Below are 12812 nucleotides of genomic sequence, written 5' to 3'. Positions count from 1 at the left end.
AGCGGCAGCAGCAGAGGCCGGGATCAGCGTCCGGAGCGCCTGGCTCGGAGCGACTCCCGCAGCCTGGAGATGTTGAGGCCCAGCTGCTCACCGCCCATCAGGCTGCCGGGCCTCTCTTCCCAGCTGGCGGAGAGCACGCCGTAGCTCAACCCCACCAGGCCGAGGAGAAAGCAGGCGCCGGACGCGGCCAGGGTGACACCCGGTGAGATGTCGGCGATCTGCCGGCTCACCAGGACGTAGCTGGCCACGAACACCCCCATGCCCATCAGGGTGGGGATGCCTGTGGCCACGGCGACACGGCGGGCCATGCGGTTGGCCACAGCGTCAGGAATGCCCTGCTGGCTGGGCTTGCCTGCAGCCCGGGAGCCGGCCGGGCGCGGAGCCCTGGGGGTCTTGGAGGAACGGGGAGCGAGACCCTTGCCGGGCATGGCGGCACCTCAGCCGCGGATGCCGAGCTTGGCGATCAGGGCGCTGTAGCGGTCCTGGCTGATGCTCTTGAGGTAGCCCAGCAGGCGCTTGCGGCGGCCAATCATCTTCAGCAGCCCCTGGCGGGAGGAAAAGTCGTGCTTGTTCTGCTGCAGATGGCCCGTGAGCTGGGTGATGCGCTCACTCAACATCGCCACCTGCACCTCGACGGAACCGGTGTCGGTGCCATGGGTCTGGTGGCTGTTGATCAGTTCCTGCTTCTTGTCGGTGGTGAGCGGCATGGAGATGGAAGGTGGCGGAGCCTGGGCCTGCGGCCTGGGGTGGCAGGCATGGCGTCGTGGCGGGGAATCGCACCCCGGTGCTGACAGCCTTGCCCCGGCTTCTGCGGTGCAAACCGACACTTTACCGCTCAGAGTCCCCCTGCCAGGGCTTTCGCCACTCATGCGGCCGGCCGGGACAGCCAGCGCAGGCAGTCGCGGATCCAGTCCTCGGTGGAGGCCTCCGCCGTGAGGCCCTGGGAGGCCACGGCGCGCAGGGCCCGGTGGATCTCCAGGTCGGCGAAGCCGAGGGACACCAGCGTGCCGCAGATGTCATCGCGGCTGCCGTCGGCCAGACCCGGAAGCTGCTCGGGATCAGCCTCGGCCGCAGTCTCCACCGCGCCCAGGTAGCGCTCCTGCAGCCGCACCCGCAGTTCCACCGCCAGCCGTTCCGCCGTGCGCTTGCCCACCCCCGGGGCCTGGCAGAGCCGCCGCAGATCCGGCTGGACGATGGCCTGCACCAGCTCCTCCATCTCGAGGGCACCCAGCAGCCCCATGGCCATCTGGGGACCCACGCCGCTGACCGCCACCAGGTCGCGGAACAGGTCCCGCTCCTGCCGCGCCGTGAAGCCGTAGAGGGTCCAGGCGTCCTCTCGGATGCTCTGGTGGATGTGCAGCGCGAGCGGTGAGCCCGGCGGGGGCAGCCGCCGCCAGTCCCGTTGGCTCACCTGCACCTCGTAGCCCACGCCGCGGCAGAGGAGCAGGAGCCCGCAGCGCTTGTCGTGCTGCCAGGGATCGGCGATGTCGCCTTGCAGCCAGCCGATCATTGGAGGCAGTGAAACCGAAACCATGCTGCCCGCCCTGCGGACCCTTGCCCAGTCTTGGGCTCAGCGCCTTGCCAACGCCTGCCGGATGTGGCTGCCCCGGCGTCTGCCGGCGCTGGGACTGGCGCTGGCGCTGCTGCTCCCCATCGGGGGGTGTGGCGGGGCCGCCCAGCCGCCCCGCAGCGTGCTGCTCGAAGCCCTCACGCTCCAGATCCAGCTCACCCAGGGCGCCATCGCCCAGGCCCTGCGCCTGCAGCCCGAGGGCGTGCCCGAGGTGAGCCGGGTGCGGGTGACCCGTCAGGACACGGTGCGGATCGGTGAGGCGAAGGGGCTGCACCTCACCGGCAGCTTCGACTGGCGCCTGCCCGACGATCCGATCCGGGTGGACACCCCCTTCGAGCTGTACCTGCAGCGGGGCGAGCGGGGCGAGAGCTGGCGGCTGGCCCGGCCCAGCGGTGCCCTCGACGGCGACACCCAGCTCTGGATCACCGACCCGTTGCCCCTCGTGCGCTGAGGCTGATCAGGGTGGCCAGCAGCACCAGCAGCGCGCCGAGAATGGTCCAGCCGTCGAGGCCCTCGGCGAACAGCAGCCAGCCCCAAAGCCCGGCGAACAGCACCTGCACGTAGCTGAGCGCCGTGGCCCGGGCGGCCGGCAGGGCGGTGAGGCCGCGCGTGAGGCTGACCTGCCCGAGCTGGGTGAACACCCCCACCCCAGCGAGCCACACCACGTCGGTGGGGGTGGGCAGCACCGGATTCAGCACCACCAGCGGCAGGCTCAGGGGCACGGCCACCAGTGGGAAGTAGAACACGATCACCAGCGGGTGCTCCGTGCGGCCGAGGCTGCGCACGCTCACGTAGGCCAGGGCGGTGGCCAGGGCCCCCGCCACGGCGATCAGCACCGGCAGCGGCTGCAGGGGCGTTGCGCCGTCGAACAGCGGAGCCGGCTGGGCCACCAGCAGCACACCGGCCCAGCCCACGGCCATGGCCAGCAGCACGCGCCGGCCGATGGGCTCACCGAGCGCCAGCCAGGCCAGCAGGGCCGTGAAGGTGGGGTAGAGGTACTGGAGCACCGTGGCGGATGCCAGCGGCAGGGCCATCAGCGCCGCATACACGCAGAACAGGGCCAGGGTGCCGATGACGCCGCGCCACAGCAGCAGAGCGCGCCGCTGGCCCCAGGGATCCACGCCGGCCCGGCGCAGCAGCCCCCAGCTCAGCACCACGCTCACCAGGGCCCTGGCCAGCACCACCTCGGCGGCGGGGATGCGGCCCTCCAGCTGCTTCACACACACCCCCATGACGCTGAAGGCCAGGGCGCTTGCCACCATCTGGAGTGTGGGAGCCAGGGGGGTGCCCCGCGTCATCCGGGCCGACCCCGCCGATGGCGGCCATGGTGGCAGCCAGGGCAGCGGCACGGTGCTGGCCATGGCGGGCAGAATCGGAGTCCAACCGGGGCCATGCCCTTGAGCCTGCCGCGCCTCCACCCCCGCACGATCGAGGCCGTGAAGGAGCGCGCCGACATCGTGGATGTGGTGGGCGAGCACGTGGTGCTCAAGAAGAAGGGGCGGGAATTCGTCGGCATCTGCCCCTTCCACGACGACACGTCGCCGTCGATGACGGTGTCACCGGCCAAGCAGTTCTATTACTGCTTCTCCTGCGGCGCTGGCGGCAACGCCATCAAGTTCCTGATGGAGCTGCAGCGCCAGAGCTTCAGCGATGTGGTGCTGGAGCTGGCGCGCAAGTACCAGCTGCCGATCGAGACCCTCGACGGCCCCCAGCAGGAGCGCCTGCGCCGGCAGCTCTCGCGCCGCGATCAGCTGCACCGGGTGCTGAGCCTGGCCTCGGGCTGGTTCCGCAGCCAGCTGCGCGCCCCCGAGGGTGCGGGGGCCCTGGCCTACCTGCGCGAGCAGCGCAAGCTCGGGGAGGGCACCATCGAGGCCTTCGAGCTCGGCTTCGCACCGGACCGGTGGGACGGCCTCCTGAATCACCTGGGACAGGTGGAGGGCATCGGGCCGGAGTGGCTGGTGGAGGCGGGCCTGGCGGTGCCGCGCAAGGGGCAGGGCGGCGAGGGGAGCCAGGGCTATTACGACCGCTTTCGCGGCCGCGTCATGGTGCCGATCAAGGACCGTCAGGGGCGGGTGATCGGCTTCGGTGGCCGCAGCCTGGACGGCGGCGAGCCCAAATACCTCAACTCGCCGGAAACCGAGGTGTTCGAGAAGGGGAAGCACCTCTTCGGGCTCGACCGGGCCGCCAGCGCCATCCGCCGCGATGACCGGGCCGTGGTGGTGGAGGGCTACTTCGATGTGATCGCCCTGCATGCCGCCGGCATCACCAACGCGGTGGCGTCCCTCGGCACGGCCCTGAGCAGCCAGCAGATCACCCAGCTGTGCCGCTGCTGTGAGAGCCGGCGGCTGATCCTCAACTTCGACAGCGACGGCGCCGGCGTTCGGGCCGCCCAGCGGGCGATCGGTGAGGTGGAGCAGCAGGCCCTGCAGGGGCAGCTCGAGCTGCGGGTGCTGCATCTCCCCGCCGGCAAGGACCCCGACGAGTTCCTGCAGCAGCACGGAGCCGGCGACTACCGCGCCCTGCTGGATCAGGCACCCCAGTGGCTCGACTGGCAGATCGAGCAGGTGCTGGCCGGCAAGGACCTGGCCCGCTCCGACCAGTTCCAGCAGGCGGTGAGCGGCCTGGTGGCCCTGCTCGGCAAGCTGCCCCAGAGCGCCGTGCGCAGTCACTACCTGCAGCAGGTGGCCGAGCGGCTCAGCGGCGGTCAGGCGCGGCTGGCGATCCAGCTGGAGGACGACCTGCGCCAGCAGGTGAAGGGGCAGCGCTGGCACGGCCGCTCCCAGAAGTGGGAACAGCCCGGCGAGGCGGGGCTGCGGGAACGGGCCGAGGCCGAGGTGCTGCGGCTCTATCTCCACTGCGGCACCTACCGCGCTCCGATCCGGGCGGAGCTGCGCCGGCATGACCTGGAGGACTTCGCCCTCGCCCATCACCGCCAGCTCTGGGCCGCCATCAGCGCCCTGGAGGAGGACAACCTCGGGGCCGGTCGGCTGGAGGCGGTGAACCGCGGCCTCGACCCCGGCCATGACCTGGCCGACCTCGACCTGCCGCGCCTGCTCAGCGATCAGCTGCTGGTGGAGGAGAGCACGCTGCTCACCAGGCTCACGCCCCTGATCGAGCCGAGCGAGCTGCAGCAGCTGCATCTGGGCCAGCCGCTGCTGCAGCTGCGCGGAGCCCTCGCCTCCCTGGAGCGGCAGCGCAGCCTCAAACGCTGCCGCCATCTGCTGGACGCCTGGAGCAGTCAGCGGCTGGAAACCCTGGAGCGCTGCATCGCCCGCCTGCTGGAGGGTGAACGCCAGGAGGCGGCAAGCCACGACGGACTGGTGCCCGTGAGTGACATGGAGAGCCGCATCGACGGCCTGTTCGCCGAGCTCAACAGCGATGCGCTGCGCTTTCAGGAGCTTTACTACAACGAGCGCCGCTACCTCGAGGAGCTGGATGCCCGCCGCCGGGCCGGTTTCGCCGAGCTGGTGCCCGCGATGGCCCGACCGCCGGAGCTCGATGTGGCCGGCTGACGGCACCGCTGCCGCGGGGCCCCATCGGGTCTATGACGGTGGCAGCTGGTTCGTTCCGCAGGTCGGGCTCCATCGAGGGCATGTCCAGTGGAACGGCATGACCTGGTGATGTTCGTGCGACGCCTTCCCCTGACCCCGCCGTCGTCCGGGATGCCCACCGGCCTGAGGAGCATCGCGGCCCTCACCGTTCTGGCGACCCTGGCGCTCGCACCGAAGGCGGCGGGCGCCACCCCCAATGGCACCTGGCTCTCCAAGCCCCAGATCTGGTTCTACAACTCCAGGCAGGCCGTGCCCCAGCTGATGGCCCAGATCCGGGCCAACCGCTACCGGGTGGTCTTCCTCGACTACCGCAACGTCGATGACGCCGTACAGAAACAGGTGGCGAAGGAGGCGCGAGCCCAGGGGCTGATTCCCGTGGTGTGGGTGCAATCCCCCCAGTACCGCGCGATGAGCGTGACCGACCTCATCCATGAGGCCCGCCATGCCGATGGCATCCAGGTGGATGACCACTTCTTCGCCAACTACAGCCTGGCGGCCTTCTACCGGTTGCGTCAGCTCTACACCAAGCCGATCTTCTGCAGCATCCAGCCCTTCCAGGCGGCTCTCGTGCCCCGGGGAGGCTGCAATCAACTCGATGTGCAGTGCTACACATCCCAGACCTTCAGCCAATGTCTGAAGCTGGCGGATCGGCTGGGCGCGGTGGTGAGTCTCTCCACCGCCAACACCCTGGGGCAGCGCAGCAGCCTCGGCGCGCGGCAGTTCAACACCTTCCTCTGGCCGGATGTGCAGCCCAGGGCCGCCGCATTCCAGACCCAGCGCTGATCTCCCAGCCCCGAGCCCCAGCCTTGAGCCAAGCGCTGAGCTCCAGAGCAGAGGCCGCAGTGCAGATGACGCGGCGCGTGTTTCTTTCTAACTCCTTCATGGTCTCCACCTGCCCTGGTGGTCAGGTTGAAAGCGAGTCCCGACGAGGTGTCGATGGTTGTTGCCAACCTTCCTGTTCAGCCGCCGCCACTGGCCGCAATGCCCGTGGACGTGCTTTCCCCCACGCTGATGCCGCTGGTGGTCAACCTGCTGGGGGCGCTGGCCATCCTGCTGGTGGGCTGGCTGGTGGCCGGGCTTGCGGCCAGAAGCGTCCGCAGCCTGCTGCGCCGCACCCAGCTGGATGAGCGCGTCGCCCATGCCATCCGGGACCCGGAACGTCCGGGTCAGCGCAACCTGCGGCTCGATCGGCTGCTGGCTGCACTGGTGTTCTGGGTGGTGCTGGTGCTGGCGCTGGTGGCAGCCCTCAACGCCCTCAACCTCACCACCGTTTCGGAACCGCTCAACGACTTCCTCTCCCAGATTTTCTCCTTCCTGCCGCAGCTGGGGGCAGCGGGTCTGCTGGCTGCCCTGGGCTGGATGGTGGCCAGCCTGGCGCGGGCGGTGCTGCTGCAGACCGCCCAGCAGCTTCAGCTGGATGAGCGCCTGTTCTCTCCCGAGGAGGAGGACGACTCCGATCCGACCGCGCCGGGACTGCTGTCGAGTCAGACCCTCGCCAACCTCCTGTACTGGCTGATCCTTCTGTTCTTCCTGCCGCTGGTTCTCAACGCGCTGAATCTCGGCAACCAGCTTCTGCCGCTGCTCAACCTGCTCAACACCTTCATGGCCGCGGTGCCGCTGCTCGCCAAGGCGGCCACCATCGCGGTGGTGGGATGGCTGCTGGCCCGCACCGTCCGCACCCTGGTGCGCAACCTGCTCGGGTCCACCGGCGTGGATCAGCTGGGCGAAGGCATGGGGCTCGATCCACAGCAGCCCGGCCAGTCGCTCTCAGGCCTGGCCGGCACCGTGAGCTATGTGCTCGTGCTGATCCCCACGGCGATCGCCGCCCTGGAGGCCCTGGCCATGCCGGCCATCGCCGGCCCGGCCATCGCCATGCTCAGCACGGTGCTCGGCGCCCTCCCCCAGGTGTTCACGGCAGCGGCCATCCTGGCCCTGGCCGTAGTGCTGGGGCAGTTCCTCGAGCAGCTCGCGGTGCGGCTGTTCACCGGATTCGGCTTCGATCACTGGGTGCAGCAGCTGGGTCTGGTGGAGGACGGGGAGGCGCAGGCTTCCGCGCAGGCATCCGACCAGGTTTCCGAGCAGATTTCCGAGCGGGGCGACGAGCAGGCCGGCCCTGAGATCGAGGTCCCGGCCCCGCGGCGGCCCTCCGAGGTGGTGGGCGTCGCCGTGCTGGGCGCAGTGGTGCTGTTCGGCGCCGTGGCAGCCGCCAATGTGCTCAACCTTCCCGCCATCACCGAGATCGTGAGTGGGCTGCTGCTGGTGTTCGGCCGGATCCTCGCCGGTGTGATCGTGTTCGCCTTCGGCCTCGCGATCGCCAACCTGGCGGCCCGCCTGATCGTGAGCTCCCAGACGGTGCAGGCCGGCCTGCTGGCCCAGGCCGCCCGGGTGGCCATCCTGGGCTTCAGCGGTGCCATGGCCCTGCAGCAGATCGGGGTTGCTCCTTCCATCGTCACCCTGGCCTTCGGGCTGGTGCTGGGCTCGATCGCCGTGGCGGCCGCCGTCGCCTTCGGGGTGGGGGGCCGCGACGTGGCGGCCGAGCAGTTGCGTGCCTGGAGGGATGCCCTGCGCCAGCAGACCTAGGCGCCCTGGCCATCGGCCCAGCCTCGGTAGCCTGAAATCGCCATCTGTCGTCCCGCCCCTTCAACGCAACGCTCTATGGCTTTCTTCGAGGTGCTCTGGCATGGCGATGGCATCGGCGATGGCGGTGACCTCGACGAGGCCCTCACCGCCTATGCCCTGGTGAAGCCGGATGACGGCAACTGGAGCGAGGCCTGCGCCGCCCCCGGCGCCGAGCCCTGCATCCGCCGCTACGCCTCCTTCGAGGCCTACCTCGACAACGCCGACGAGCTGGAGACGATCCCGGTGAGCGCCAGCATGATCGAGGCCGCCCTGGCCGCCCTGCCCTGACCGCCAGCTCTGGGCCGCGATCAGTGCCCTGGAGGAGCACAACCTCGGCGCCGGCCGGCTGGAGGCGAGGAACAGGCAGGCCGGCAGCGGGCCGCTCTTCACGCTGCCGGCTGATCCCGCCTTCTCCACCCCTCTGGTCCTGGCCCTCGCGCTGGCCGCGCCTGCGGCAGTGGGTCCAGTCACCTCAGTACCTGGCGATGCGCATCAGCGATCTGGTGCACAAGGCGCGCCATGGCCATGGTGACGGCATCCAGGTGGATGATCATTGCTTAGTCAACTACAGCCTGGCCGATTTCCATGGGCTCCGTCAGATCGATACCAAGCCCATCTTGTGCAGGATTCAACCCTTCCAGGTTGGCTTGATTCCGAAGCGAGGTTGCAATCAGCTGGAGGTGCAGTGCTACACCCCACAGACATCCCAAGGCTGCGTCAAGCTCGCTGGCCGACTCGGTGCTGTGGTGAGCCTCTCGACCAACAACACCCTTGGCCATCAGCCCTCACTGGGCGGGCGCCGCTTCAACAGCGCTCCCTGGCGGGATCAGGGGATCTGACCCGATCGGGATGGCCGACTCGGCCCAGGAGCCGGCACGGCGGGGGCGGCGCGGTGACACCGCGGTGGGCACTGGGGCAGTGACCCGTAGGGGCTTCACAGGAGCTCGACCGTGGCTCGGCAGTGCCGCCTTCGTGGATCCTCCCGAGCGGTTCTGTGAGGCGCCCTCGGCGGCTGCCTCGAGCCCTGTGCGTTCCCACCTCCAGTTCGGGTCCATCCCAGAACCGACACGGTGAACTGAACGGCCGGCACCTGCTGCCCGCACCTGGGCAGCGTTCCTGGTCGTTTCGGGATCACCGCAGACCCCGTTCGGAATCCTCTCAGGATCATCGAAGCGTGAGGCCTGTGATGCGCTGGATGCCCAGCATGCGGTAGGCCCGTGTTCCTCATGACCAGAGAGAAGTGCCCTGGATCACAACTGATTCCTTGCCGGGGCCATCACTGTCAGTGCCATTCGGCGGGACCCATGGTCAAGACAGTAGTGGTGGACACATGAATCCTTGTGCAGCTGGTGATTGTTGCTCAATAAGCAGATCTGATTGCGGGAAGTGTTCCCAAGATGGGTCATGGGACTACTGTGAGGAGACTTAATTGCCTGGATTTTACTGTCCGGGCCTATGCGGGCTGACCTTTGCGGCCCCCTTTGCTGTCCCACCTTTGCGGTCCGACACAGTCTTTCCGGAAACACAGTCTTCCCAAAACGTAGTCAGTCACACACTTTTCTCATCAGGTCCAGCCAGCGCAAGCATTCCTTTCGCCTGGTTGGTCTGAGGTCACGCGCACTTTGTTGGTTTCGTCATGGCTTATGTGCTCGCTGAACGGGTCGCCCGCAGGGTTCGCCTCGGCCTGGCGACCTTCTGGGCTGTCATTCTCGTCAGCCTGCTGTATGACCCGTTCACCCCGGTCCTGACGACTCCGGACGGGCTTCTCACCCGCCTCGAGGGCAGCGGCGGCAACCGGGTGATGGTTCAGGGCCAGATCGTGGAGTCGTTGCAGTACCCCCTTGGGGCTCCACTCTTCTGGGGACTGCTCCTGCCCTTGCTGGTGGCCGTGGTGTTCCTGTTCGGCCATGAACTGTGGCGAAGGATCTGTCCGTTGTCGTTCTTCTCCCAGTTGGGTCGGATCGGGCGGCGCAGGGTCTCCTGGCTTCCATTGCCCGCGCCCCAGAAGGTTGCACGGAACAGCTTTCTGGAGCGCCATCACACCTATCTGCAGCTTGTCACGTTGTATGTGGCACTGTGCTGCCGGATCCTGTTCGTGAACTCGGAGCGCACAGCACTGTTTCTGTTTTTCCTGTTCTTCATCACGGCTGCCGTCATTGTCGGCTTTGTCTATGACGGCAAATCCTGGTGTCAATATTTCTGCCCTGTTTCCCCTGTGGAGGAGTTCTACAGCGGTCCCCGAGGCCTCCTCTCCAACCCTGCTCATCTCAAGGCCACTCCCCGGATCAGGGCCACGCAGTCCATGTGTCGCAGCGAGGAGGGAGATCCGGGTCTGGAGGCAAGCACTTGCGTGGGCTGCGCCTCCACGTGCATCGATATCGATTCTGAAAAGCACTACTGGCGGAATCTGATGACCCGCAGCAAGGGTGTTTTGTATTATGGCTATGCTGGCCTGGTGATCTCCTATTTCTTTTTCTATTTATTTTATGCGGGCAACTGGTGGTATTACTTGTCTGGAATCTGGGCCCATGAGCCCGGCCAGCTTGATCACTTGCTGTCTCCCGGGTTCTACATGATGGGGAGTGCCCTGCCGATTCCGAAACTGCTGGCGGTGCCACTCACCCTGGGAGTCGGTGTTGTCGCGGCCTGTCTGCTGGGCTTCACTCTGGAACGTGTGATCCATGCCAATCTCCTGCGCAGAGGCTCCACGCTGACTCGGGAGACCGTGCGTCATCGCATGCTCTCCGTGACGACCTTTCTGATCTTCAACTTCTACTTTATTTTTTCCGGCCACAACGTTCTGCATCTTCTCCCCGTGCCCCTGCCTACCTACGCAGCGGTGGCCCTGGGCTGTCTGAGTTCCGTTTGGCTCATGCGCACGTGGCCGCGCTCGGAGGAGCTGTACCGCGAGGAGGCCAGCCGCCATCAGATCGCTCTGCGCGAGATGGCGCGCTCGCCGCAGCCCTGAACGGAGCGCCCTGACACGGCGCCCCGGCGCCCTGCCCCACAGGCTGGCTAGCCACATTCACCCACCTGCAGTTCGTCCCGCATGGCGTTCTTCCAGGTGATCTGGCACCGCGACGGCATCGGTGATGGGGGTGACCTCAAGGAAGCCCTCGCCGTCCCTGCCCTCGTGACACCGGACGCCGGCGACTGGACCGGGGCCTGCGCCAGCCCCGCGCCGAGCGGCTGGTGCTACTGGTGAGCCCCCGCCAGCGCACCCTGCAGCTGCTCCAGCACTCCTGAGGCCGGTGCCGGCGTGGCCGATCAGCGGGCCAGCACCCGGGGAATCGCCGCGAGCCGGGTGGTGGCGGCATGGGAGAGCCGCTGCCGCCGCATCGCCCACACCGGTTGCAGACCGCAGGCGGCCCAGCGCACGGTGCCGCTGCCGTAGCGGCGGTTCAGATGGTCCAGCACCGCCATCAGGGCGGCCCGGCGCTGCTGCTGTTCCGGTGGCAGGGGCTGCAGCAGATGGTGTTGCAGCAGCTCCTCCCCCTGCAGCTGCAGCAGCAGCACGCCGGCCTTCTGCAGGGGATGGCAGGGGCGGAACAGCGTCTCCGCCAGCGGCAGGGCCGCCGCCAGCAGCACGGCGGTGTCGTTGCTGGGCACCGCCAGGGTCACGGTGGCGCTGTTGCTGTAGAAGCTGGTGCCGTTGAACGGGTTGCTGCGCACGAACACGCTCAGGGCACCGGCCCTCTGCCGCTGGCGGCGCAGCTTCTCGGCGGCCCGCACCGTGTAGGTGGCCACCGCCTGGCGCAGCTCGGCGGCGCTGCGCACCGGCTGGCTGAAACTGCGGCTCACGCAGGTCTCCTGTTTCGGGGGCGGCACCAGGGTGAGCGGCAGACAGCGGTGGCCGCGCAACTCCTGCTGCAGCCGCAGGCCCACCACGCCGCACTTCTGACGCAGTTCGCCGCTGGGCATGTCGCGCAGGGCGCGGGCATCGGCGACACCCCGCAACCGGCACCAGCGGGCCAGGCGCCGGCCGATGCCCCACACGTCCTCGATCGGCACCTGCTGCAGCCAGGCCGTGGGGTCGGCCTGGGCCTCCAGGTCGAACACGTGGTGGTGGGCGGGCTGCGCCTTGGCCAGGCGGTTGGCCAGCTTGGCCCGCACCTTGGTGGAGGCGAGGCCCACGGCCACGGGCAGCCCCAGCTCGCGGTGCACCGTCTGGCGCACCTGCAGGCCCCAGCCGCTGAGGTCCTCGCCCTGCCGGCGGCTCAGCAGGCCGAAGGCCTCATCGATCGAATAGATCTCCAGCTCCTCCACCCAGCGCTCCAGCGTGGCCATCAGCCGCTGGCTCATGTCGGCGTAGAGGGCGTAATTGGAGCTGCGCACCTCCACCCCCAGCCGCTCCAGCTGGCGCTGCACCTGGAAGTAGGGCGTGCCCATGGCGATGCCGAGCCGCCGGGCCTCGGCACTGCGCGACACGATGCAGCCGTCGTTGTTGGAGAGCACCACCAGGGGCCGGCCCAGCAGCGATGGATCCATCACGGCCTCGCAGGAGGCATAGAAGTTGTTGCCGTCGATCAGGGCGATGGCCTGCTGGCGGGCGTTCAGGGGGCTGGCGTCATCGAGGCTCACCGGTGGCGGTTCAGCAGGGGTGGTTCAGCAGGGTCGGTTCAGCAGTGGTGGATCACGTGGGTGGCCACGCCCCAGAGCTGCACGGCGGGGTCGGGGGGCAACGGCAGGGCGGGATAGGCGGGATGGGCCGCCTCCAGCCACAGCCGCGTTCCGCGGCCGGCCAGACGCTTCACCGTGAAGCCCTCCTCCAGAAGGGCCACCACCACCAGGCCCGGGCGGGGCTCCAGCCGCCGGTCCACGATCAGCAGGTCGCCGTGGTGGATGCCGGCATCGCGCATCGACTCGCCGGCCACCCGCAGCAGCAGGCAGCCGCGGGGATCGGGCAGCAGCAGCCGCTGCAGATCGATGGCGACCGGACCGATGGCCGCCGGACCGATGGCTGCCGGACCGGTGGCCTCAGACGGGCTGCCGGGGTCGCCGCTGGAGAAGTGGTTCACGCGGCGGACATCGCTGGCAGGCAATGTAATACAGGTGTACCAAACGAGGAGCGG

General features: G+C 68.5%; 14 protein-coding genes. 8 read left to right on the top strand and 6 right to left on the bottom strand.

Translation table 11 applies throughout. The features are described 5' to 3' along the window. Nucleotides 1-23: 23 nt before the first annotated feature. The 3 genes from CPCC7001_RS03205 to ruvA form a co-directional block, all read right to left on the bottom strand. The gene (locus CPCC7001_RS03205) at nt 24-428 is read right to left on the bottom strand and encodes a PAM68 family protein (protein WP_006911002.1); all 405 of its coding nucleotides are present in this window, start codon (nt 426-428) and stop codon (nt 24-26) included. Between the two features lie 9 nt (nt 429-437). Beyond that, nucleotides 438-707: a 30S ribosomal protein S15 gene (gene rpsO / locus CPCC7001_RS03200; RefSeq protein WP_006911391.1), complete on the bottom strand. Its 270-nt coding sequence runs from the start codon at nt 705-707 to the stop codon at nt 438-440. Between the two features lie 158 nt (nt 708-865). Further along, entirely contained in the window at nt 866-1510 is a 645-nt protein-coding gene (ruvA, locus tag CPCC7001_RS03195; RefSeq protein ID WP_006910500.1) for a Holliday junction branch migration protein RuvA, read from the bottom strand. Nucleotides 1511-1595: 85 nt separating this feature from the next. Here ruvA and CPCC7001_RS03190 point away from each other — a divergent pair, with 85 nt between their 5' ends. Further along, complete coding sequence (locus tag CPCC7001_RS03190; protein ID WP_156796836.1) at nt 1596-2021, top strand: hypothetical protein; 426 nt, start codon at nt 1596-1598, stop codon at nt 2019-2021. Here the strand turns inward: CPCC7001_RS03190 and CPCC7001_RS03185 are convergent. Then, entirely contained in the window at nt 1993-2931 is a 939-nt protein-coding gene (locus CPCC7001_RS03185; protein ID WP_006909485.1) for a DMT family transporter, read from the bottom strand. The two genes, CPCC7001_RS03190 and CPCC7001_RS03185, sit on opposite strands and share 29 nt — an antisense overlap. Nucleotides 2932-2961: 30 nt before the next feature. Here CPCC7001_RS03185 and dnaG point away from each other — a divergent pair, with 30 nt between their 5' ends. From dnaG to CPCC7001_RS14975, 7 genes are all read left to right on the top strand, one after another. Then, on the top strand, nt 2962-5082 hold the full coding sequence (gene dnaG / locus CPCC7001_RS03180; RefSeq protein ID WP_006910338.1) for a DNA primase: 2121 nt from the start codon (nt 2962-2964) through the stop codon (nt 5080-5082). Between the two features lie 150 nt (nt 5083-5232). Then, the gene (locus CPCC7001_RS03175; protein WP_050757177.1) at nt 5233-5904 is read left to right on the top strand and encodes a hypothetical protein; all 672 of its coding nucleotides are present in this window, start codon (nt 5233-5235) and stop codon (nt 5902-5904) included. 204 nt (nt 5905-6108) lie between these two features. Beyond that, nucleotides 6109-7701, top strand: coding sequence for a mechanosensitive ion channel (locus tag CPCC7001_RS03170; RefSeq protein ID WP_225867160.1), 1593 nt, complete (start codon nt 6109-6111; stop codon nt 7699-7701). Between the two features lie 75 nt (nt 7702-7776). Further along, nucleotides 7777-8028: a hypothetical protein gene (locus tag CPCC7001_RS03165; RefSeq protein ID WP_006909299.1), complete on the top strand. Its 252-nt coding sequence runs from the start codon at nt 7777-7779 to the stop codon at nt 8026-8028. Nucleotides 8029-8225: 197 nt separating this feature from the next. Next, nucleotides 8226-8579 carry a hypothetical protein gene (locus tag CPCC7001_RS03160; RefSeq protein ID WP_006909874.1) on the top strand — a complete coding sequence of 118 codons (354 nt, stop codon included), beginning with the start codon at nt 8226-8228 and terminating at the stop codon, nt 8577-8579. Between the two features lie 797 nt (nt 8580-9376). Continuing rightward, nucleotides 9377-10708 (top strand): 4Fe-4S binding protein, encoded by a 1332-nt coding sequence (locus CPCC7001_RS03155; protein WP_006910256.1) that lies wholly within the window; start codon nt 9377-9379, stop codon nt 10706-10708. Nucleotides 10709-10789: 81 nt separating this feature from the next. Continuing rightward, entirely contained in the window at nt 10790-10945 is a 156-nt protein-coding gene (locus tag CPCC7001_RS14975) for a hypothetical protein (protein WP_006909670.1), read from the top strand. A 62-nt stretch (nt 10946-11007) separates the two neighbouring features. Here the strand turns inward: CPCC7001_RS14975 and CPCC7001_RS03150 are convergent, their stop codons facing one another. Next, complete coding sequence (locus CPCC7001_RS03150) at nt 11008-12321, bottom strand: Y-family DNA polymerase (protein WP_006909382.1); 1314 nt, start codon at nt 12319-12321, stop codon at nt 11008-11010. Nucleotides 12322-12359: 38 nt separating this feature from the next. Further along, nucleotides 12360-12758, bottom strand: a complete 399-nt coding sequence (locus CPCC7001_RS15730) for a LexA family transcriptional regulator (protein WP_006910285.1) — start codon at nt 12756-12758, stop codon at nt 12360-12362. Nucleotides 12759-12812: the final 54 nt, after the last annotated feature.

This window comes from Cyanobium sp. PCC 7001, assembly GCF_000155635.1.
In the GTDB taxonomy this organism is placed as follows: domain Bacteria; phylum Cyanobacteriota; class Cyanobacteriia; order PCC-6307; family Cyanobiaceae; genus NIES-981.
The sequence above is the reverse complement of the archived record's forward strand: the minus strand, read 5'-3'. Positions and strand labels throughout refer to the sequence as shown.